Origin of the sequence: Klenkia sesuvii (assembly GCF_037083825.1) — a bacterium.
GTDB classification, from domain to species: domain Bacteria; phylum Actinomycetota; class Actinomycetes; order Mycobacteriales; family Geodermatophilaceae; genus Klenkia; species Klenkia sesuvii.
In genome coordinates this window covers 105,386-125,223 of sequence record NZ_JBAPLU010000011.1, presented here as the reverse complement: position 1 = coordinate 125,223, position 19,838 = coordinate 105,386, and the positions used below count along the sequence as shown (strand labels likewise).

Annotated in this window: 20 protein-coding genes; 9 read left to right on the top strand and 11 right to left on the bottom strand. The window is 76.6% G+C overall.

Going from position 1 to position 19,838, the window contains the following annotated elements; all coding sequences use genetic code 11:
- Positions 1–6: 6 nt before the first annotated feature.
- The 7 genes from TEK04_RS12670 to ssd all read right to left on the bottom strand — a co-directional run bounded on the left by TEK04_RS12670 (position 7) and on the right by ssd (position 5,204).
- Complete coding sequence (locus tag TEK04_RS12670; protein WP_336404707.1) at positions 7–411, bottom strand: Rv3654c family TadE-like protein; 405 nt, start codon at positions 409–411, stop codon at positions 7–9.
- A gap of 50 nt (positions 412–461) precedes the next feature.
- On the bottom strand, positions 462–803 hold the full coding sequence (locus TEK04_RS12665) for a TadE family type IV pilus minor pilin (RefSeq protein WP_336404706.1): 342 nt from the start codon (positions 801–803) through the stop codon (positions 462–464).
- A 95-nt stretch (positions 804–898) separates the two neighbouring features.
- Positions 899–1,102: a DUF4244 domain-containing protein gene (locus TEK04_RS12660; protein ID WP_336404705.1), complete on the bottom strand. Its 204-nt coding sequence runs from the start codon at positions 1,100–1,102 to the stop codon at positions 899–901.
- A 159-nt stretch (positions 1,103–1,261) separates the two neighbouring features.
- Positions 1,262–1,813 carry a type II secretion system F family protein gene (locus TEK04_RS12655; protein ID WP_336404704.1) on the bottom strand — a complete coding sequence of 184 codons (552 nt, stop codon included), beginning with the start codon at positions 1,811–1,813 and terminating at the stop codon, positions 1,262–1,264.
- Between the two features lie 313 nt (positions 1,814–2,126).
- The gene (locus TEK04_RS12650) at positions 2,127–2,987 is read right to left on the bottom strand and encodes a type II secretion system F family protein (RefSeq protein WP_336404703.1); all 861 of its coding nucleotides are present in this window, start codon (positions 2,985–2,987) and stop codon (positions 2,127–2,129) included.
- On the bottom strand, positions 2,984–4,153 hold the full coding sequence (locus tag TEK04_RS12645) for a TadA family conjugal transfer-associated ATPase (protein ID WP_336404702.1): 1,170 nt from the start codon (positions 4,151–4,153) through the stop codon (positions 2,984–2,986). Before TEK04_RS12645 ends, TEK04_RS12650 begins: the two co-directional genes overlap by 4 nt.
- Entirely contained in the window at positions 4,146–5,204 is a 1,059-nt protein-coding gene (gene ssd / locus TEK04_RS12640; protein WP_336404701.1) for a septum site-determining protein Ssd, read from the bottom strand. The genes TEK04_RS12645 and ssd overlap by 8 nt, the downstream gene beginning before the upstream one ends.
- A gap of 126 nt (positions 5,205–5,330) precedes the next feature.
- Between ssd and TEK04_RS12635 the strand changes: the two genes are divergently transcribed.
- The 5 genes from TEK04_RS12635 to TEK04_RS12615 all read left to right on the top strand — a co-directional run bounded on the left by TEK04_RS12635 (position 5,331) and on the right by TEK04_RS12615 (position 9,850).
- Complete coding sequence (locus tag TEK04_RS12635) at positions 5,331–6,140, top strand: HAD family hydrolase (protein WP_336404700.1); 810 nt, start codon at positions 5,331–5,333, stop codon at positions 6,138–6,140.
- Positions 6,140–7,264 (top strand): MacS family sensor histidine kinase, encoded by a 1,125-nt coding sequence (gene macS / locus TEK04_RS12630; protein ID WP_336404699.1) that lies wholly within the window; start codon positions 6,140–6,142, stop codon positions 7,262–7,264. The genes TEK04_RS12635 and macS overlap by 1 nt, the downstream gene beginning before the upstream one ends.
- Positions 7,261–7,908: a response regulator gene (locus tag TEK04_RS12625; RefSeq protein WP_336404698.1), complete on the top strand. Its 648-nt coding sequence runs from the start codon at positions 7,261–7,263 to the stop codon at positions 7,906–7,908. The genes macS and TEK04_RS12625 overlap by 4 nt, the downstream gene beginning before the upstream one ends.
- 29 nt (positions 7,909–7,937) lie before the next feature.
- Positions 7,938–9,350: an argininosuccinate synthase gene (argG, locus tag TEK04_RS12620; protein ID WP_336404697.1), complete on the top strand. Its 1,413-nt coding sequence runs from the start codon at positions 7,938–7,940 to the stop codon at positions 9,348–9,350.
- Between the two features lie 74 nt (positions 9,351–9,424).
- Positions 9,425–9,850, top strand: a complete 426-nt coding sequence (locus TEK04_RS12615; RefSeq protein ID WP_336404696.1) for a YkvA family protein — start codon at positions 9,425–9,427, stop codon at positions 9,848–9,850.
- Here TEK04_RS12615 and TEK04_RS12610 read toward each other — a convergent pair.
- Together TEK04_RS12610 and TEK04_RS12605 are read right to left on the bottom strand one after the other, a co-directional pair.
- On the bottom strand, positions 9,828–10,883 hold the full coding sequence (locus TEK04_RS12610; protein WP_336404695.1) for an aldo/keto reductase: 1,056 nt from the start codon (positions 10,881–10,883) through the stop codon (positions 9,828–9,830). The genes TEK04_RS12615 and TEK04_RS12610 overlap by 23 nt on opposite strands.
- Before the next feature lie 234 nt (positions 10,884–11,117).
- Positions 11,118–11,945 (bottom strand): oxidoreductase, encoded by an 828-nt coding sequence (locus TEK04_RS12605; protein ID WP_336404694.1) that lies wholly within the window; start codon positions 11,943–11,945, stop codon positions 11,118–11,120.
- Between the two features lie 36 nt (positions 11,946–11,981).
- Between TEK04_RS12605 and TEK04_RS12600 the strand changes: the two genes are divergently transcribed.
- From TEK04_RS12600 to pabB, 4 genes are read left to right on the top strand one after another with little or no spacing between them, the layout of a single operon-like run.
- Entirely contained in the window at positions 11,982–12,518 is a 537-nt protein-coding gene (locus TEK04_RS12600; RefSeq protein ID WP_336404693.1) for a histidine phosphatase family protein, read from the top strand.
- Positions 12,515–13,036 carry a bifunctional adenosylcobinamide kinase/adenosylcobinamide-phosphate guanylyltransferase gene (gene cobU / locus TEK04_RS12595; RefSeq protein ID WP_336404692.1) on the top strand — a complete coding sequence of 174 codons (522 nt, stop codon included), beginning with the start codon at positions 12,515–12,517 and terminating at the stop codon, positions 13,034–13,036. Before TEK04_RS12600 ends, cobU begins: the two co-directional genes overlap by 4 nt.
- The gene (locus TEK04_RS12590) at positions 13,033–13,776 is read left to right on the top strand and encodes an adenosylcobinamide-GDP ribazoletransferase (RefSeq protein ID WP_336404691.1); all 744 of its coding nucleotides are present in this window, start codon (positions 13,033–13,035) and stop codon (positions 13,774–13,776) included. Before cobU ends, TEK04_RS12590 begins: the two co-directional genes overlap by 4 nt.
- Positions 13,773–15,551 (top strand): aminodeoxychorismate synthase component I, encoded by a 1,779-nt coding sequence (gene pabB / locus TEK04_RS12585; RefSeq protein ID WP_336404690.1) that lies wholly within the window; start codon positions 13,773–13,775, stop codon positions 15,549–15,551. The genes TEK04_RS12590 and pabB overlap by 4 nt, the downstream gene beginning before the upstream one ends.
- Positions 15,552–15,623: 72 nt before the next feature.
- Here the strand turns inward: pabB and TEK04_RS12580 are convergent, their stop codons facing one another.
- Together TEK04_RS12580 and cobN are read right to left on the bottom strand one after the other, a co-directional pair.
- The gene (locus tag TEK04_RS12580; protein ID WP_336404688.1) at positions 15,624–16,055 is read right to left on the bottom strand and encodes an FKBP-type peptidyl-prolyl cis-trans isomerase; all 432 of its coding nucleotides are present in this window, start codon (positions 16,053–16,055) and stop codon (positions 15,624–15,626) included.
- A 151-nt stretch (positions 16,056–16,206) separates the two neighbouring features.
- The gene (gene cobN / locus TEK04_RS12575; protein ID WP_336404687.1) at positions 16,207–19,821 is read right to left on the bottom strand and encodes a cobaltochelatase subunit CobN; all 3,615 of its coding nucleotides are present in this window, start codon (positions 19,819–19,821) and stop codon (positions 16,207–16,209) included.
- Positions 19,822–19,838: the final 17 nt, after the last annotated feature.

Genomic DNA, 19,838 nt, shown 5'->3' with positions numbered 1-19,838 from the left:
GCCGGATCACGGCGCGCCGCCCCACGGCACCGGGCCGGCGCGGGCGCGGCCGGTCGCCGCGAGCAGCCCGAGCGGCCCGAGGCGCACCGGCACCGACACCTCGACGGTGACGACCGAGCCCGCGCCGACGGAGCACCCGACGAGCTGGGCCCCGTTGACGGTGGCGATCGAGGTGCCGGTGCCGCACGCGGCGGGGTCGCCCCGCACCGCGCGCACCGCGACGGCCAGGGCGGCGAGGTCGGCCGCCGCCCCGGCCCGGTGCCGGGCGACGACCGCCGCGCCCATCAGCACCGACGCCGCACCCAGCAGGGCCAGCACGCCGGCCAGGGCCACCGTCCAGATGGTCGCCGAGCCGCGTTCGCCGTCGCTTGCCCCGCGCTGCCTCCCGTCACCCCGCGGGCACCCGGCCACGGCACGAGATGACCGGGTGCCCCGGCGCCGACCACGGGGCCGCCCGGGGCTCACCCGGTGCCCTCCTCGGCACCGTCCTCGAGCAGGGCGGTCGCCGACGCCGACACGGTCAGCGCGAGCGGCACCGGGCCGAGCGGCTGCACCCGGGCCGAGACGGTCACCGTGACCCGGTCGCCGGCTGGCGCGGTGCGCACCACCGCCCCGTGCGGCCCGGCCCGGCCCGCCAGGTCCACGACCACCGACGCCGGTTCGCCCCGGGCCGCGGCCCTCGCCCCCTCCCGGGCCGCGTCGACGCACCGCAGCTGCGCGCACACCAGCACCACGGCGGCCACCGCGCCGGCCAGCACCAGCAGCAGCACCGGCAGGACGACGGCGGTCTCGGCCGTCACCATCCCCCGCTCGTCCCCCCACCCCTCGTCACCCCGCCCCAGGTCCCCCTGCTCGTCACGCCGGGCGCAGCGACCCGGCTGGGCCGGCCGGCGCGCCGTCACCCCAGCGTCGCCAGCGCCCGCGCCACGAGAGCGCTCAACCCGGCGACCACCGACTCCCCGCTGACCACCTGGTAGAGCACCGCCGCGAACGCGCACGCCGCGACCGTGCCGACCGCGTACTCGGCCGTGCTCATGCCGGCCTCGGGCTCCCCCACCAGCCGCTGCCGCGCCCGCCGCACCTGCCGCCACACCTTGCCCATGCCACGCCTCCTCGTCCGGCCCGCTCGCCGGGCCACACCTCGACCCTGCTGCCCACCGACCCCGCCGGGACCAGCTCGGCGACATCTGTGGACAGGGGCCCCCGATGTGGACGACGACCAGCGCGGCCGGACCGGATGTGCTGGGCCGACCGGGTGCGGTCACGGCAGCACGTCCGCGGCGATGCCGAGCACCAGCGGGACGACGCCCAGGCACAGGAACGCGGGCAGGAAGCACAACCCGAGCGGGGCCAGCACCCACACCCCAGCTCGCTGGACCGCAGCTGCCGTCGCCGAGCGCTGCGCCGTGCGCAGGTCGGCGGCCAGCGCGTGCAGGGCGGGCACGACCGAGGAACCGGACTCCCCCGCCCGCACGACCACCCGGGCCAGGGCGGCGGCGTCCTCGGGAGCGCCGACCCAGGCCGTCCGCGGAGAGGCGCCCAGCTGCAGCTGACGCGCGACCGTCGACAGCGCGCCGCCGAGCGGCCCGCCGGAGGCCGCGCCCACGGCCGCCACCGCCCCGCCCACCGGGGTGCCGGCGGCGAGGCAGACGGCCAGCAGGTCGCACACCAGGGGCAGGTCCGCCCGTACCCGGGCGCCGTCGTCGGGTGCGGCCCGCACGGCCCGCGCGGCCCACCGCTGGACGGCGACCGTGGCCCCGGCGGCGAGCAGGAGCGTGACCGGGCCGAGCCCACCGAGGACCAGCACGGTCACGCCGGCCAGCACCCCCAGCCCCCACCGCCGCGCCCGACCCGCCGTCCCCGGCCCGACGGGTGGCTCGTCCCGGGCCGCCACCACCCCGGCTGCCGAACCGACCCCGGCTGCCGACCCTGGCCCGGCTGCCGAACGGGCCCCGGCTGCCGGACCGGCCCCGGTTGCCGAACGGGCCCCGGTTGCCGATCCGGGCCCCGTGCGGAGACGGTCGAGCGGGCCGGGCGCGCGGGGCCAGACCAGCAGCGCGGCGGCCAGCACCAGGACCGGGGCGAGGCCCGCGGTCACCGGGGCCGGCCCCCGCGGGCAACGGGGGTCACGACCGGGCCGCCCGTTCGGCCAGCCGGCCCGACCAGAGCAGGCCCGCGGCCTCCAGCCCGACCCCGACGACGAGCAGCACCGTGCCCACCGGGGTCGTGGTCAGCACCGACCAGGGATCGGCCCCGATGCCGGCGCCCATCGCCAGGCCCAGCACCGGCAACCCGGCCAGCACGGTCGCCGACGCACGCGGGCCGGACAGGGCGGCACCCAGCTCGGCCCGGGTGCGCAGCCGGGCCCGCAGGTCGTCCTCGGCAACGGTGACCACGGCGGCCAGGGAGCACCCGGTGCGCGCCGACACCGCCGCCGCGGTGACCACCCGGTCCAGTGCCGTCCGGGCCTCGGCAGGCAGCTCCCCGGCCAGCTCACCCGCCGGCCCACCGGGCCCGCGGACCTGCCGGGCACCACCCTTCACCGCACCACCCGGCTCCGCGCCACCCGGCGCCGCACCACCCGGCACCGCGGCGCCGGCGAGCACCGGCCGCAGGGCCCGGGCCGCCCCCGGGTGCGGGCAGCTCGCGACGGCCGTGCCGGTGGCCGCGGCCAAGGGCCGCCCGGCCCGCAGCTCGGCGGCCAGCACCCCCAGCGCCTCCGCCAGGGCCCGCACCTGGGCCTGACCGTCCAGGGCGCGTTGCCGGGCGCGCCAGGCCCGCAGAGCGAGCGCGGTGACCGTACCGGCGAGCGCCCCGACGACCGGGGTGCTCACCACGGCCCCCACCCCGCCGACCGCGACCGCGAGGGCGGCGGGCACCGTCACCTCGCCCCGGGCGGGGCGGGCCGGCACCCGCAGCCGGGCCAGCACGGTGACCGGCGGCCAGCAGAGCACGGCCGCGGCGAGGCACAGCAGTGCCCCGCTCACCAGGGCACCCCGGGTACCCCGGGTACCGCCGCAGCCGCCCGGCCGAGCATCTCGTGCAGCTCGGCCGCCGCCGGCGCCGGGCCGCCGTCGGCCCGCCACCCGGGCTCGACCTCGACGAGCTCGCCGGCCCGGCGGACCAGCCCGATCTCGTGCACCTGTCGGCCGGCCGAGCCGCGTCGCAGGTGGACCACCACCGACAGGGCCGCGGCGGCCTGGCTGTGCACGGCGGCGCGTCCGAGCCCGGCCGCCGTCCCGAGCGCTTCGAGCCGCGCCGGGACGTCGACCACCCGGTTGACGTGCAGGGTGCCGCAGCCGCCGTCGTGGCCGGTGTTCAGCGCGGCCAGCAGGTCGACCACCTCGGGCCCCCGCACCTCGCCGACCACCAGCCGGTCGGGCCGCATCCGCAGCGCCTGGCGCACCAGGTCGCGCAGGTCGACCGCGCCCACCCCCTCGACGTTGGCCGGGCGGGTGAGGAGCCGGACGACGTGCGGGTGCGCCGGGTCAAGCTCGGCGGCGTCCTCGCAGAGCAGCAGCCGCTCGCCCGGGTCGGCCAGGCCCAGCAGGGCCGAGAGCAGGGTGGTCTTGCCGGTGCCGGTGCCGCCGGTGACCAGGAAGGCCACCCGCCGCCGCACCAGTGCGGTGAGCAGCTCCGCGGACCGCCCCGGCAGCGCCCCGGCACCGGCGAGGTCGGCGAGGCCCAGCCGGGCGCGGCGCAGCACCCGCAGCGACAGGCAGGTGCCGCTGCCCGAGACCGGTGGCAGGACGGCGTGCAACCGGGTGCCGTCGGGCAGGCCGACGTCGACCCACGGTGCGGCGTCGTCCAGCCGACGTCCGGCGGACCCGGCCAGCCGCACGGCCAGCCGCCGCACCGCGTCGTCGTCGGTGAACCGCACAGCGGTGCGCTCGAGCCCCGCACCCCGGTCGACCCACACCTGGTCGGGGCCGACCACCAGCACGTCGGTGGTGCCCGGCGCCCGCAGCAGCGGTTCGAGCACCCCGGCACCCGAGAGCTCGTCGACCGCCGCGCGGACGGCGGTGAGCACGTCGCCGTCGCCCAGCAGACCACCGCTCTCCTGGCGCACCAACGCGGCCACGGTGGCCTGGTCCGGCGGCCCGGCACCACCGGCGAGCCGGGCCCGCACCCGGTCCACCAGCGGGTCAGGCACCGGCCACCGCCCGCTGGTCGAGCCGGGGCAGCAGCCGGCGGACCACCTGACCCAGTGGCGTGCGGGCCCCGACCTGCGGTGGCTCGCCGCGTTCGCCGCGAGCCTGCGCCGAGCGGTCGTGCACCAGTTCGGCCGCGACGGGGCGCCCGAGCGCCGTCGCGACCTCGCCGGCGCCGACGCCGCCGGGTGCCGTGCGGGCCACCACCACCGCACGGCCCCAGACCGGGCCGGCCAGCAGCAACCCGGCGGCACCGAGCGCGCGCACCCGCCCCGGGACGACGAGGACGCCGAGGTCGGCCTCGGCCAGCAGATGCTCGGCGAACGCCGGGTCGGCGCCCCGGGGCAGGTCGAGCACGACCGGGTGGCCGTCGGTGCGGGCAGCGGACACCACCGCCTGCAGGGCCTCCGGGGGCGGGAGGCAGGGCACCTCGCGGGAGGGGGCGAGCACGTGCACCCCGTGGGCCAGCGGCAGCGAGGCCACCACCGCGGCGCCGTCCACCCGGCCGCGCAACCCGGTCAGGTCCGGCCACCGCAGGCCCTCGGACCACTCCGCGCCCAGCAGCAGGTCGAGCCCACCGCCCGTGGGGTCGGCGTCGACGAGCACCGCACCCCGCTCGCCGCGCACGCCCAGGGCCAGGGCGGTGGCCAGCGTGCTCGCCCCGGCGCCGCCGCTGGCCCCCGACACCACCACCAGCGCCCCGGGGTCGACGGGGTCGCGCACGGCCCGGGCGGCCCGCTCGACCAGCCAGCCCTCGTCGCGGGGGAGCACGACCACCCGCTCGGCGCCCACGGCCAGGGCGGCCTGGAACTCCTCCCCGGTCAGCTCGTCGCGGCTGGCCACCAGGACTCCCGGACGCCGGGGCAGCGCCCGCACGGCGGCCGCGCCGAGCACGTCGGCGCCGAGCACCACCAGCGGGGCCGCGCGGTGCGCGCGGCGCAGCGCGGACCCGCCGTGGGTGAGCTCGGGGATGGTGCCGGCCGCGGCCAGCAGGTGCAGCAGGTCGTCGACCAGCGCCTCGTCGGCGCTGATCACCAGGGGGTGTTCGTCCACGCGGCCAGTGAGCACCGCCGCGGAGCGCCGCGGGAGGCCTGCGGCGGATCTGTGGACAACCCCTCCGGGTGTGGACGACGGCGCGCCGGCCGTCGGTGGGCCGTGCTGCCCTTAGCCTCGTGCCCCATGACCCGCGACGAGCCCCGCAGTGCGGTGTTCTTCGACCTGGACAAGACCGTGATCGCGAAGTCCAGCACGCTGGCCTTCGGTCGGCCGTTCTTCCAGGGCGGGTTGATCAACCGCCGGGCCGTGCTCAAGGGCGCCTACGCCCAGTTCGTGTTCTCCCTGGCCGGTGCCGACGCGGTGCAGATGGAGCGGATGCGCGCGCAGATCACCGCCATGTGCACCGGCTGGAGCGTCGACACGGTGCACGAGATCGTGCGGGAGACCCTGCACAGCATCGTCGACCCCCTGGTCTACGCCGAGGCCGTGGACCTGGTCGAGGCGCACCGGGCGGCCGGCCGCGAGGTCGTCGTGGTCTCCAGCAGCGGGGCCGAGATGGTCGAGCCGATCGGCGAGATGCTCGGCGTCGACCGGGTGGTGGCCACCCGCATGGTGGTCGTCGACGGGCGCTACACCGGCGAGATCGAGTTCTACGCCTACGGCGAGGGGAAGGCCGAGGCGATGCGGGCGGTCGCCGCCGAGCAGGGCTACGACCTGGCCGACTGCCACGCCTACTCCGACTCCATCACCGACCTCCCCATGCTCACGGCGGTGGGCCACCCCACCGCGGTCAACCCCGACCGCGCGCTGCGCCGGGCCGCGGCCGAGCGCGGCTGGCCGGTGCTGGAGTTCCGCCGTCCGGTGGCGCTGAGCTCCCGCTCGGTGCAGCGCGGGCAGGTGGTCACCGGGGCCGCGGTCGGCGTCGGGGCCGCGGTCGTCGGGCTGGCCTGGTACGTCCGCCGTCGGGCGCTGGGCACGGCCCGCCGCGCCTGATGGGCGACCCCCTGCAGCACCGCGACCTGCTCACCCCGCTGTGGCGGGTGGTGGTGGCCTTCCGGCTGGTGGCCTGGGTGCTGGCGGTGGCCGGGTGGTTCCGCGAGCGCGACGACTACCCCGGGGTGGTCGCCCCGCTGGCCGTGCTCGCCGCGATGGCCGCGTGGACCGGGGTGGTCACCGCCGCCTACAGCCGAGCCGCCGGCCGCCGCACCCGCACGGCGCTGCTCGACCTCGGCGTGACCGTGCTGCTGCTGGCCGCCACCGTGGCCACCCAACCCGCGGGCGCCTTCGGCGAGGGGGCGCCCATCGTCACCTCGATCTGGGTCGCCGGGCCGGCCCTGGCGATGGCGCTGGTGCGCGGGCGGGGCGGCGGCCTGGTGGGGGCGCTGGTGGTCTGGGCCGCGGTCACCTTCATGCGCGGGTACGTCGGGGACCGCGAGGTCTTCAACCTCACCCTGCTCGTGCTGGTCGCGGTGCTGCTGGGCCACGCGGCGACCATCACCCAGCAGGCCGAGCTGGTGCTGCGCGCGGCGGCGGCCGCCCAGGCCGCCGCCGCCGAGCGGGAGCGGCTGGGCAGGGCGGTGCACGACGGCGTGCTGCAGGTGCTGGCCGCGGTGCGGCGGCGCGCCGAGTCCGCCGACGGGCTCGCCGACCTGGCCCGGCTGGCCGCCGAGCAGGAGGTCGCCCTGCGGGGGTTGCTCACCACCGGCCCCGAGGTGGCGGTGGGCACCGCCGACCTGGGTGCCGTGCTGCGCCTGCTGGCCACCCCCGACGTCGAGGTCGCCGGGCCCGCCGGGCCGGTCGAGCTGCCCGCGGGCACGACGGCGGAGCTGGCCGCGGCGGTGCGCGAGGCCCTGGCCAACACCGCCGAGCACGCCCCGGGCGCCCGGTCGTGGGTGTCGCTGGAGCCGGCCGACGACGAGGTGGTCGTCGTGGTGCGCGACGACGGCCCCGGCATCCCCGAGGGCCGGCTGGCCAGGGCGGTCACCGAGGGCCACCACGGGGTGCGCTCGTCGATCTGCGGCAGGCTGGCCGACCTGGGCGGCACCGCCGTCCTGCACACCGGCCCGGGCCAGGGCACCGAGTGGGAGCTGACGATCCCGAGGGGGACCGGACGATGACGACGGTGATGGTGGTCGACGACCACCCGATGTGGCGCGAGGCCGTGGAGCGCGACCTGGTGGCCCGCGGCTTCGAGGTGGTCGCGACGGCGGGCGACGTCGGGGCCGCCGTCCGCCGGGCGCGGGCCGTGCGTCCCGACGTGGTGGTGATGGACCTGCAGCTGGGCGAGGGGTCCGGGGTCGACGCCACCCGGGACGTCGTCGCGGCCCTGCCGGCCACCCGGGTGCTGGTGCTGTCGGCCAGCGCCGAGCAGGCCGACGTCCTCGAGGCGGTCAAGGCCGGCGCCTCGGGCTACCTGGTCAAGTCGGCCTCGGCCGACGAGCTGGCCGACGCGGTCACCCGCACGGCGGCCGGTGACGCGGTGTTCTCCGCCGGCCTCGCCGGGTTGCTGCTCGGTGAGTACCGGCGGCTGCAGTCCGGTCCGGACGACGGCGCTCCGCGGCTGACCGAGCGGGAGACCGAGGTGCTCAAGCTGGTCAGCCGGGGGCTGTCGGCGAAGGCGATCGCCGAGCGGCTGGTGCTGTCCCACCGCACGGTGGAGAACCACGTGCAGAACACGCTGCGCAAGCTGCAGCTGCACAACCGGGTCGAGCTCACCCGGTACGCCATCGAGCACGGGTTGGCCGACCCCGACTCTGCATGACAATGCGGAGGCGTGCATAATCTCTTGTCGTGTCCAAGGTCCTCACGTCCCTCCCCGTCGGCGAGCGCGTCGGCATCGCCTTCTCCGGTGGTCTCGACACCTCCGTGGCGGTCGCGTGGATGCGCGACAAGGGAGCGGTGCCCTGCACCTACACCGCCGACATCGGCCAGTACGACGAGACCGACATCGGGTCGATCCCCGGCCGGGCCACGCAGTACGGCGCCGAGCTCTCCCGGCTCGTGGACTGCCGGGCCGCCCTGGTCGAGGAGGGCCTGGCCGCGCTGACCTGCGGCGCCTTCCACATCCGCTCGGGTGGGCGCGCCTACTTCAACACCACCCCCCTGGGCCGCGCGGTCACCGGGACCCTGCTGGTGCGGGCCATGCTGGAGGACGGCGTCGGCATCTGGGGCGACGGCTCCACCTTCAAGGGCAACGACATCGAGCGCTTCTACCGGTACGGCCTGCTGGCCAACCCCGAGCTGCGCATCTACAAGCCCTGGCTGGACGCGCAGTTCGTCACCGAGCTGGGTGGCCGCAAGGAGATGAGCGAGTGGCTGGTCGCCCACGACCTGCCCTACCGCGACTCCACCGAGAAGGCCTACTCCACCGACGCCAACATCTGGGGGGCCACGCACGAGGCCAAGTCGCTGGAGCACCTGGACACCAGCATCGAGATCGTGCAGCCGATCATGGGCGTGCGGTTCTGGGACCCGGCCGTGGAGATCGAGCCCGAGGACGTCACGATCGGGTTCGAGCAGGGCCGGCCGGTCAGCATCGACGGCCGACGCTTCGACTCCGACGTCGAGCTCGTCCTGGCGGCCAACGCCGTCGGCGGGCGGCACGGGCTGGGCATGAGCGACCAGATCGAGAACCGAATCATCGAGGCCAAGAGCCGCGGCATCTACGAGGCCCCGGGCATGGCCCTGCTGCACATCGCCTACGAGCGGCTGGTCAACGCCATCCACAACGAGGACACCCTCGAGACCTACCACCGCGAGGGCCGTCGCCTCGGCCGGCTGATGTACGAGGGCCGGTGGCTGGACCCGCAGGGCCTGATGCTGCGCGAGTCGCTGCAGCGCTGGGTCGGCGCCGCGGTGACCGGGCAAGTCACCGTGCGCCTGCGCCGGGGCGAGGACTGGGCGGTCGTCGACACCCAGGGTCCGTCGTTCAGCTACCACCCCGACAAGCTGTCGATGGAGCGCACCACCGACTCCGCGTTCGGCCCGGTCGACCGCATCGGCCAGCTGACGATGCGCAACCTCGACATCGCCGACTCCCGCGCCAAGCTCGAGCAGTACGCCGCCATCGGCATGCTCGGCTCGCACGCCGACCTCGTGGGCGACCTCGAGGCCGGCGGGGCGGACGCCATCGCCTCCCGCGGCGAGGCCTCCGAGGACGAGCAGATGCTCGACCGCGCCGCCATGGAGGTCGGCACCGACTGAGGAGCCCCCGTGCGTGACCGAGGGCACGCGGCCGTCCTCCCCCTGGTCCACGCCGCCCGGGGCAGACTCCACCGATGACGTGGTGGCAGGTCGTGCTCGGGGTGCTGGCGGGGCTGCTGCTGGTGTACGCCGTGCTGCTCGGCCTGCTGTGGGGGTATGCCCGCAGGCACCCCGACACGGTGTCGGCCCGGGAGGCGCTGCGGCTGCTGCCCGACGTCGTCCGGCTGGTCAAGCGGCTGGCCGCCGACCCGTCGCTGCCCCGCGGGGTGCGCATCCGGCTCGGCCTGCTGCTGGTCTACCTGGCCTCGCCCCTGGACCTGGTGCCCGACGTCGTCCCGGTGATCGGGTACGCCGACGACGCGGTCGTGGTGGCGCTCGTGCTGCGCTCGGTCGTGCGGACCGCGGGTCCGGGTGCGCTGGACCGGCACTGGCCGGGCAGCGACACCGGGCTGCAGCTCGTGCGGCGACTGGCCGGCGTCAGCGCCGCAGGGCCTGCCTGACCCGGTCCAGCACGGGGGCCGCCCGGTCCAGCAACGGCCCGGCCTCGGAGCGGGCCCGGTCCAACAAGGGCCCGGCCTCCTCCTTGGCCCGCTCGGCCAGCGTGCTCACCGCCGACTGCGGCTGGAAGGCCCGCGCGGCGGCGGTCAGCGCGGCGACCTCGTCGCCGCCCAGCTCGAGGTCGGCGGCCGCGGCGTTGAACTCCAGCTGCTCGACGGTCGAGGCGCCGGGGATGGCCACGGTGCGCGGCTGGGCGAGCAGCCAGGCGAGCGCCACCTGCGCGGGTGCGACGGCGTGGGCGTCGGCGACCTCGCGCAGCACCGCCAGCAGGGGTTCGACCCGCCGCAGGTTCTCGGTGCCGAACAGCTTGTTCATCGCCCGCACCCCGCCGGGCCGGTTGTCCACGCCGTACTTCCCGCCGAGCAACCCCTGCGCGAGCGGGCTGTAGGCGATGACCAGGCGGTCGTGCGCCTCGGCGAAGGGCACGAGGTCCTCCAGCGGGCCGGCGGCGGCGAGGGAGAACTCGACCTGGTTGCTGATCACCGGCCGGCCGAGTGCGTCGTCGGCGGCCCGCCACCGGTCCAGGGAGTAGTTGGAGACGCCGACCGCCCCGATGCGGCCCTCGTCCAGCAGCGCCCCCATGCCCTTCATGGTCACCGTGTCGGGGACCACCGGGTTGGGCTGGTGCACCTGGTAGAGCGGGATGCGGCGCACCCCCAGCCGCTCGGCGCTGCCCTGCCACGCCTTGCGCACCAGCTTGGGGAACGGCGCGACCGGGAGGACCTTCGAGGCGAGGACGACGTCGCCGCGGTCGTCGGCGAGCGCGGCACCGAGGATGCGCTCGCTCTTCCCCGGGCCGTACACCTCCGCGGTGTCGAACAGGGTGATGCCGAGCTCGAGTGCCCGCCGGACGATGGCCGTCGCCCCGCTGTCGGCGTAGTCGTCGCCGTAACCCCACTCGCGGGAGCCGAACTGCCAGGTGCCCAGCCCGATCCGGGAGACCTGCCCGAGCCCGTCGACGTCCAGTGATCGCATGCAGCAGTTCCTGCCCCGAGCGCCGGGTGCTGAACCAGTGCACGTACCGGCGCCGGTGACAACCCTCCTGCAGCACTCGGTGGACAAGGGCTCCGGTTGTGGATGGCGGCGGGCGCGGCCCGGCGTGCATCGCCAGGGGCGGCCGTGCCCCGACGCCCACGCCCCGTCCCCGCCCTCGGCGGGCAACCCTTCGGGGGGGGGCGGCGCGCGGCGGGCTGGGGGCCGCCCGGCGCGCTAGCCGCGGAGGAGGGACTCGCAGATGGCCAGGCCCTCGCGGGCGCCGAGCTCGGTCGCGCGGGCGCAGTGCACCAGCCAGCCGGCCACGCCGTCGGTCGTCCCGCTGCGGTAGCCGGCCAGCGCCGCCGCGTAGGCATCGGCGCCCAGCTCGGCGAAGCCCACCTCGGGCACCGACACGGCCTTGGGGTCCAGACCGCGGGCGATGCCGGTCAGCCGGCCGGCTGCCCGGGCCACCACGCCGCTGCCGACGGCGAAGGGCTCCACCGCGGCCAGCTCACCGTGCACCACGGCCGCGACCACCACCGCCGGCGCGGCCGTCGCGCCGGTGACCAGCGCGAAGACCCCGCCCAACCGTTCCCCGGCGTGCGCGGCCGGGCGGCCCAGCTCGGCCTGCGGCACCAGGTCGGCGACGGCGAGCACGTGCATGCGGGCCAGCACCTGCCCGGGCGCCCGGTCCCAGGTCTCCACCATCGAGCCCAGCGCCACCGACACCCGCAGCGCCCCCTGCAGCGTCGGCTCGCTGACGTCACCGGTGCGCACCTGGGCCAGCGGGACGTCGACGCCCTCCAGCGCGGCCGAGGCCCGGGCCCCGCGCAGCGCGGACTCCGAGCTCACCCCGGCCGACTCCCGGCGGAGCACCTTGTGGCCGAGCAGGCGGTCGACGGCGGTGCGGGCGGCGTCGGCGGCGTCGCGCACACCGGGCAGGTCCAGCAGCGGGGCCAGCGGGTCCGGGCCGGTCGGGCGGGTGGCCCGCGGGGCACCTCGGCGGGCGCCCAGGGCCGCGGCGCCGGGACCGTCGGTGGGTGGCCGCATCGGGATCGTCACCCCTCGACGGTAACCAGGCCCCTAGGCTCCCCGGTGATGACCACGCTCCTGCTCGTCCGGCACGGACAGAGCACCTGGAACGCCGCCGGCCTCATGCAGGGGCAGACGGCGCACGTGCCGTTGACCGAGCTGGGCCACGAGCAGGCCCGCGGGGCGGCCGCCGAGCTGGCGCAGCTGCGCCCCGGCGCGATGGTGGCCAGCGACCTGCACCGCGCGGTCCAGACCGCCGAGCACTGCATGGCCGCCACCGGCCGGCGCTTCACCACCACCCCCGCGCTGCGCGAGCAGGGCTACGGCGTGCTGGAGGGCCGGCCCTCCCGCGAGCTGTGGGACGTCGTCGACTGGACAGACGTCCACTGGTCGGCCGAGGGCGGCGAGTCCCTCGCCCAGCTGCACGCCCGCGTGGCCGACTACCTGGGCCAGCTGCAGGCACGACCGCCGGCCGAGGTCGTCGCGCTGGTCACCCACGGCGACACGATCCGGGCGGCCCAGGCGGTCGTGGCCGGTGACGGGCCCGAGGCGATGCCGCACACGACCCCGCACAACGGCTCGATCACCCGGCTCGAGCTGTGAGCCGCACGCTGGTGCTCGGCGGCTCGCGGTCGGGCAAGTCCGCGCACGCCGAGTCGCTGCTCGAGGGCCGCGACGACGTCACCTACCTGGCCACCAGCGACCCCCGCCCGGACGACGCCGAGTGGACCGCGCGGATCGCCGCCCACCGCGCCCGCCGTCCGGCCGCGTGGACGACGAAGGAGACCACCAACCCCGGTGAGCTGGTGCTGCCGGGCACCTACCTGGTCGACTCGGTGACCACCTGGGTCACCGCGATGATGGACGCCAGCGGGGTCTGGGACGGCGGTCAGCGCGCCCGCGACCGGCTCTCGCGGCGCGTCGACGAGCTGCTCGAGGCGTGGGTGATGACGCCGGCGCACGTGGTGGCGGTCAGCGACGAGGTGGGGCTGGGCGTGGTGCCGGAGACGGCGTCCGGGCGCATCTTCCGGGACACCCTGGGCACGGTGAACCAGCGGCTGGCCGCGACCGCCGACGAGGTGTGGTTCGTCGTCGCCGGGCTTCCCCAGCGGCTGCGGTGAGGGCCGCCTTCGCCTGGCTGACCATCGCGCGGGTGCCGGGCAACCCCTCGCCGCGCGGTGTGCTGCCGTGGGCGCCGCTGGTCGGGCTGGTGCTCGGTGACCTGGCGTCGCTCACCGGCTGGCTGGGGGCCCGGTACGCATCACCCCTGGTCGGCGCGGTGCTGGCGGTGGCGCTGCTGGCCTGGCTGACCCGGGGGCTGCACCTGGACGGGTTGGCCGACACCGCCGACGGCCTGGGTCCGCTGCGCGGGCGCGAGCGGGCGCTGGAGGTGATGCGCGCCGGGGACGTCGGGCCGTTCGGCGTTGCCACCCTGGTGCTCGTGCTGCTGCTGCAGGTCGCCTGCCTGACCGGGCTGCTCGTGGTCGACGGCGGGTGGCTCGCGCTGTGGACGGCGGTCGTGGCCGCGCGCCTGGCGATGGCGCGCTGCGGCCTGCCGGGGGTGCCGGTGGCCGCGGGGTCGTCGCTGGCCGCGGCGGTGGCCGGCACGGTGTCGCGGGTCTGGCTGGCCGGGTGCTGCGCGGTCGCCGTCCTCTGCGTGCTCGGGACGGCGGTCTGGCTGGGCGACGCGCCCCTCGGCGCCCGGCTGGTGGGTGCCGGGGTCGTCGGCCTGGCGGCGGGCGAGCTGCTGCACCGCCGGGCCCGGGCGCGCCTGGGTGGGGTCAACGGCGACGTCATGGGCGCCTCCGGCGAGGTGACCGCGACCGCGACGCTGCTGGCCGCCGCGGTGCTGCTGGGGTGACCGGTCGAGGCGGGCCCGAGGTGCGCGGCGGCCCGGTGACCGCCCGGTTCGACGACCTCGTGGCCGGGACGGCGTGGCTGTTCCGCGCGCCCACCCGGGTGGTGGTGGCCCGCACGGCCGCCGAGGTGCGACCTGCGTTGCGGGAGGTCGAGGCGGCCGTCGCCGGCGGGGCGTGGGCGCACGGCGTCCTGTCCTACGAGGCGGCGCCGGGGCTGGACCCGTCGCTCGCCGTGCGGGGACCTGAGGACGGCGACCCACCGCTGGTCTGGTTCGGGCTGTCCGACGGGCCCACCGCCGCCCCCGCGCTCGTGGGCGGGACGTCGACCGGCCCGTGGCTGCTGGACCGCACGGACGCCGAGCACGCGCGGGCCGTCGAGCAGGTGCGGGCGCTCATCGCCGCCGGTGAGACCTACCAGGTGAACCTCACCGACCGGCTGCGCGCACCCTGCGCCGACCCGGCCGCGCTGTACGCCGACCTCGTGCTCGCCCAGCGGTGCGCGTACGGGGCACTGGTGGACACCGGCACGCACACGGTGGCCTCGGCGAGCCCCGAGCTGTTCCTGGAGTGGTCGGGGCGCCGGGTGCGCACCCGCCCGATGAAGGGGACGGCGGCCCGGGGCCGGACGACGGCCGAGGACGACGCCGTCGTGGCGCAGCTGCGGTCCAGCCCCAAGGAGCGGGCCGAGAACCTGATGATCGTCGACCTGCTGCGCAACGACCTGGGCCGCGTGGCCGAGGTCGGCAGCGTCGAGGTCACCGAGCTGTTCACCGCCGAGCGCTACCCGACCGTGTGGCAGCTGGTCAGCGAGGTGCGGGCGACCCTGCGCCCGGAGGTCGGCCTGGTCGAGCTGCTGGCCGCGACCTTCCCGTGCGGGTCGGTCACCGGCGCGCCCAAGGCCGCCGCGATGCAGGCGATCGCCGACCTGGAGGCCTCGCCGCGCGGGGTCTACTGCGGGGCCGTCGGCTGGCTGGCCCCGCCCGGGGAGCCGGTGTCGGGGCGCTTCTCGGTGGCCATCCGGACGGCGGTCGTGGCCGGCGGGCAGGCGGTCTACGGCGCGGGCGGGGGCATCACCTGGAGCTCCGACGCCGCCGCCGAGCGCCGGGAGCTGCGCGCCAAGGCCGCGGTGCTGACCGCACCGACCGGGGAGTTCGAGCTGCTGGAGACGCTCGGCCACACGGCGGACGCCGGCTTCACCCACCTGCCCGAGCACCTGGCGCGGTTGGCCGACTCGGCCGACTACCTGGGCCATGCCTGCGACCTCGCCGTGGTGGTCACTGCGCTGGAGCAGGCCGTGGCCGGGCGGGCGGCGAGCCGGGTGCGGTTGACGCTGGACCGCGCCGGCCGGGTGGCGGTGACGGTGGCCGACCTGCCGGGGACGACCGGGCCGGTGCGGCTGGCCGTGGACACGGTGCCCGTCGACTCCGCGAGCCCGTGGCTGCAGCACAAGACCACCCGCCGCGACGTCTACACCGCCGCGGCCGCCCGGCACCCGCACGCCGACGACGTGGTGCTGGTCAACGAGCGGGGCGAGGTCACCGAGACGTCGATCGCCACCCTCTGCGTGCGGCTCGACGGCACCTGGTGGACGCCCCCGACGAGCTCGGGCTGCCTGCCCGGCACCGCCCGCGCCCGGCTGGTGGCCGAGGGCGTGCTGGCCGAGCGGGTGCTGGCCGTCGCCGACCTGCACGCCGCCGAGGAGCTGGCCGTGGTCAGCTCGCTGCGCGGGTGGCGCCCCGCCGTCCTGCTCCCCGGCCTCCCGCCCGGGGTGGCCTGACATCTCCCACGGTCTGCGCACCGAGCACCGGCCGGCCACCGTACGAGATGTCCGGCCACCCTGGGCCAGCGCTCAGCTGACGGAGACGAGGTCCACGACGAAGACGAGGGTGGCGCCGCCGGGGATGGCCCCACCACCCGCGCCGCGGTCGCCGTAGCCGAGGTCGCTGGGGATGGTGATGACCCGCCGGCCACCGACCGCCATGCCCTGCACGCCCTGGCCGAAGCCCTGGATCACCCGGCCGGCGCCGGCGGTGAAGGGCAGCGTGGAGTCCGCCCCGTTCTTCCACGAGGCGTCGAACACCTCGCCGGACTCGTAGAAGGCGCCCACGTACTTCACCTCGACCGCCGATCCCGACTCCGCCACCGGCCCGTCGCCGACCACCACGTCGGCGACCACCAACCCGCACGGCGGCTCGGCGTCGGTGCCGCTGACCCGGGCTGCACCGACAGGTCGGTCGACACCGAAGCCGGCGCCTCGGCCGTGGCGGGCGCGTCGGTGCACCCCGCCGCACCGGCCGTCGGCCCCTGGACCGCGGGCGACGAAGCGGTGGCCGCCCCGCCGTCCGAGGACGAGGTGGCGCCCTCGGGGGAGGATCCGCAGGCGGCCAGGAGCAGCGCGGCGGGGAGGGCGAGCAGGGCGGTGCGGCGGCGGTTCACGAGTTCCTCTCGGCGGGGGTGCGGGGGCCGGCTTCCAGGTCGCCCTCGGTATCCAGGTAGGCCTGCTGGAGCGCAGCCAGGACCTCCGGGTCCGGCGACGCCCACAACGACCGGTCGACGGCCTCGAGCAGGCGCTCGGCGATCCCGTGCAGCGCCCAGGGGTTGGACTCCTCCAGGAACGCCCGGTTCTCCGGGTCGAGCACGTAGCTCTGGGTCAGCTTCTCGTACATCCAGTCGGCGACGACGCCGGTGGTGGCGTCGTAGCCGAACAGGTAGTCCACGGTCGCGGCCATCTCGAAGGCGCCCTTGTAGCCGTGCCGGCGCATCGCGGCGATCCACTTCGGGTTGACCACCCGGGCGCGGAACACCCGGGAGGTCTCCTCGACCAGCGAGCGGGTGCGCACGTGCTCGGGCCGGGTGGAGTCGCCGATGTAGGCCTTGGGCGAGGCGCCGGTCAGCGCGCGGACCGTGGCGACCATCCCGCCGTGGTACTGGAAGTAGTCGTCGGAGTCGGCGATGTCGTGCTCGCGGGTGTCGATGTTCTTCGCCGCCACCGCGATGCGCCGGTAGGCCGTCTCCATGTCCGGGCGGGCCGACGCGCCGTCGAGGTCGCGGCCGTAGGCGTAGCCGCCCCAGACCGCGTAGACCTCGGCCAGGTCGGCGTCGGTGCGCCAGTCGCGGCTGTCGATCAGCGACAGCAGCCCCGCCCCGTACGCGCCGGGCTTCGAGCCGAACACCCGCGTGGTGGCCCGGCGCCGGTCGCCGTGCTCGGCGACGTCGGCGTCGACGTGGCGGCGCACGTAGTTGTCCTCCGGCGACTCGTCCAGCCCCGCCACCAGGGTGACGGCGTCGTCGAGCATGGTCACCACGTGCGGGAACGCATCCCGGAAGAAGCCCGAGATGCGGACGACGACGTCGATGCGCGGGCGCTCCAGCTCGGCCAGCGGGATCGGCTCGAGCTCCTTGACCCGGCGCGAGGCCTCGTCCCACACGGGCCGGACGCCGAGCAGCGCCAGCACCTGGGCGACGTCGTCCCCGCTCGTGCGCATGGCCGACGTGCCCCACACCGAGAGGCCCACCGACGCCGGCCACGAGCCCTCCTCGGACCGGTAGCGCTCCAGCAGGCCGTCGGCCAGACCCTGCCCGGTCTCCCAGGCCAGCCGCGAGGGCACCGCGCGCGGGTCCACGGAGTAGAAGTTGCGCCCGGTCGGCAGCACGTTGACCAGCCCGCGCAGCGGCGAGCCCGACGGCCCGGCCGGCACGTAGCCGCCGTCCAGGGCGTGCAGCGCCAGGTCGATCTCGTCGGTGGTGCGGGCCAGCCGCGGCACCAGCTCGTCGACGGCGAAGTGCAGCACCCGCTCGACGTCGGCGTGCGGGCCGCCCAGCACCTGGGTCACCACGGGCCCGACCGCGGACGACGTCCAGCCGGCGGCCTCGAGCCCCTCCACCAGCGCCAGCGCCCGGGCCTCGACGGCGTCGGTCTCGGCCAGGCCCGCCGTCCCGTCCTCGACCAGGCCCAGCGCCTCGCGCAGGCCCGGCATCGCGACTGCGCCGCCCCAGATCTGCCGGGCGCGCAGGATCGCCAGCACCAGGCCCACCCGGGCGTCACCCTCGGGCGGGGAGCCGAAGACGTGCAGGCCGTCGCGGATCTGGGAGTCCTTGATGGCGCACAGCCAGCCGTCGACGTGCAGGATCATCTCGTCGAACTCGGCGTCGTGCGGCCGGTCCTCCAGGCCCAGGTCGTGGTCCATCTTCGCGGCCTGGATGAGCGTCCAGATCTGCTGGCGGATGGCCGGGAGCTTCGGCGGGTCCATCGCGGCGATGTTGGCGTGCTCGTCGAGCAGCTGCTCCAGCCGGGCGATGTCGCCGTAGGAGTCGGCACGGGCCATCGGCGGCACCATGTGGTCGACCAGCACGGCGTGCGCGCGGCGCTTGGCCTGCGAGCCCTCACCCGGGTCGTTGACCAGGAACGGGTAGACCACCGGCAGGTCCCCGAGGGCGGCGTCGGGCGCGCAGGACGCCGAGAGGCCCACCGTCTTGCCGGGCATCCACTCCAGGTTGCCGTGCTTGCCCACGTGCACCAGCGCGTGGGCCCCGAACTCCGAGCGCAGCCAGTGGTAGGCGGCCAGGTAGTGGTGGCTGGGCGGCAGGTCGGGGTCGTGGTAGATCGCGATCGGGTTCTCGCCGAACCCGCGCGGAGGCTGCACCATCACCACGACGTTGCCGGCGCGCAGCGCGGCGAACACGATGCAGTCGTCGGTGGGGTCGACGAACAGCTGCCCCGGCGGCGGGCCCCAGTGCTCGACCATGCGGTCGGTCAGCTCGGCCGGGAGTGTGTCGAACCACCGCCGGTACTCGGCGGCCGGGATGCGCACCGGGTTGCCGCTCAGCTGCTCGGCGGTGAGCCAGTCGGGGTCCTGGCCGCCGGCCTCGATGAGCGCGTGCACCAGGGCGTCGCCGTCCAGGTCCGCGACGCCGGGCAGCGAGCCGGGCCCGTCGAACGGGCCGATGTCGTAGCCCTGCCCGGCCATCGCGGCCAGCAGCCGGACGACCGACGCCGGCGTGTCCAGCCCCACCGCGTTGCCGATCCGGGCGTGCTTGGTCGGGTACGCCGACAGCATCACCACGACCTTGCGCTCGGACGGCGGGGTGTGGCGCAACCGGGCGTGCGCCACGGCGATGCCGGCGACGCGGGCGGCCCGCTCGGGGTCGGGCACGTAGGAGGTCAGGCCGTCGGCGTCGACCTCCTTGAAGGAGAACGGCACGGTGATGATGCGGCCGTCGAACTCGGGGATGGCCACCTGGTTGCCGACGTCCAGCGGCGAGAGCCCGTCGTCGTTGCCGGCCCAGGTCTCCCGGTCGCTGCCGAGCACCAGGCCCTGGATGACCGGGATGTCCAGGTCGGCCAGCGCGCCGACGTCCCAGGCGCCGTCGTCCCCACCGGCCTGGGCGGTGGCCGGGCGGGAACCGCCGGCCGCCAGCACGGTGACGACCATGGCGTCGACCGTGCGCAGCACGTCGAGCATCGCCGGGTCGACCGAGCGCAGCGACGCGCAGTAGACCGGCACCGGCACCCCACCGGCGGTCTCGACCGCGGCGCACAGGGTGTCGACGAACGCGGTGTTCCCGGCCAGGTGGTGCGCCCGGTAGTACAGGACGGCGACCCGCGGCCCGGTCACCGAGGACCGCCGGTCGACGACGCCCCAGTCGGGGGCCACGGCCGGCTTGTCGAACCCCTCGCCGTCCAGCAGCACGGTGTCGGCCAGGAACCGGTGCAGCTGCACGATGTTCCCCGGGCCGCCCTGGGCCAGGTAGGCGTGCGCCTCGGTGGCCACGCCCATCGGCACGGTCGACAGCCCCATGAGCTCGGCGTCGGGCAGCTGCTCCCCGCCCAGCACCACGACCGGCACGCCCAGCTCCAGCAACGGCCGCACCATGTCCTCGTACTTCCGGCGCGAGCCGAGGATCCGGAAGACCACGAGGTCGGTGCCGCGGGCGAACTCGACGAGGTCGCCGACCCGGTAGGGGTTGCCCAGCCGCCAGTCGGAGTCGCTGGTCCGCGCGGCCAGCAGGTCGGTGTCGGACGTGGACAGGAGCGTGAAGGTGCGCACCGTGAGCCTTCCCCCGG

Bases quoted from the DNA above. Each gene is read 5' to 3' on its own strand.
- TEK04_RS12665 (WP_336404706.1), bottom strand. From the start codon at position 803: ATGGTGACGGCCGAGACCGCCGTCGTCCTGCCGGTGCTGCTGCTGGTG.
- TEK04_RS12660 (WP_336404705.1), bottom strand. From the start codon at position 1,102: ATGGGCAAGGTGTGGCGGCAGGTGCGGCGGGCGCGGCAGCGGCTGGTG.
- TEK04_RS12635 (WP_336404700.1), top strand. From the start codon at position 5,331: ATGACCCGCGACGAGCCCCGCAGTGCGGTGTTCTTCGACCTGGACAAG.
- macS (WP_336404699.1), top strand. From the start codon at position 6,140: ATGGGCGACCCCCTGCAGCACCGCGACCTGCTCACCCCGCTGTGGCGG.
- TEK04_RS12625 (WP_336404698.1), top strand. From the start codon at position 7,261: ATGACGACGGTGATGGTGGTCGACGACCACCCGATGTGGCGCGAGGCC.
- TEK04_RS12615 (WP_336404696.1), top strand. From the start codon at position 9,425: ATGACGTGGTGGCAGGTCGTGCTCGGGGTGCTGGCGGGGCTGCTGCTG.
- TEK04_RS12610 (WP_336404695.1), bottom strand. From the start codon at position 10,883: ATGCGATCACTGGACGTCGACGGGCTCGGGCAGGTCTCCCGGATCGGG.
- TEK04_RS12600 (WP_336404693.1), top strand. From the start codon at position 11,982: ATGACCACGCTCCTGCTCGTCCGGCACGGACAGAGCACCTGGAACGCC.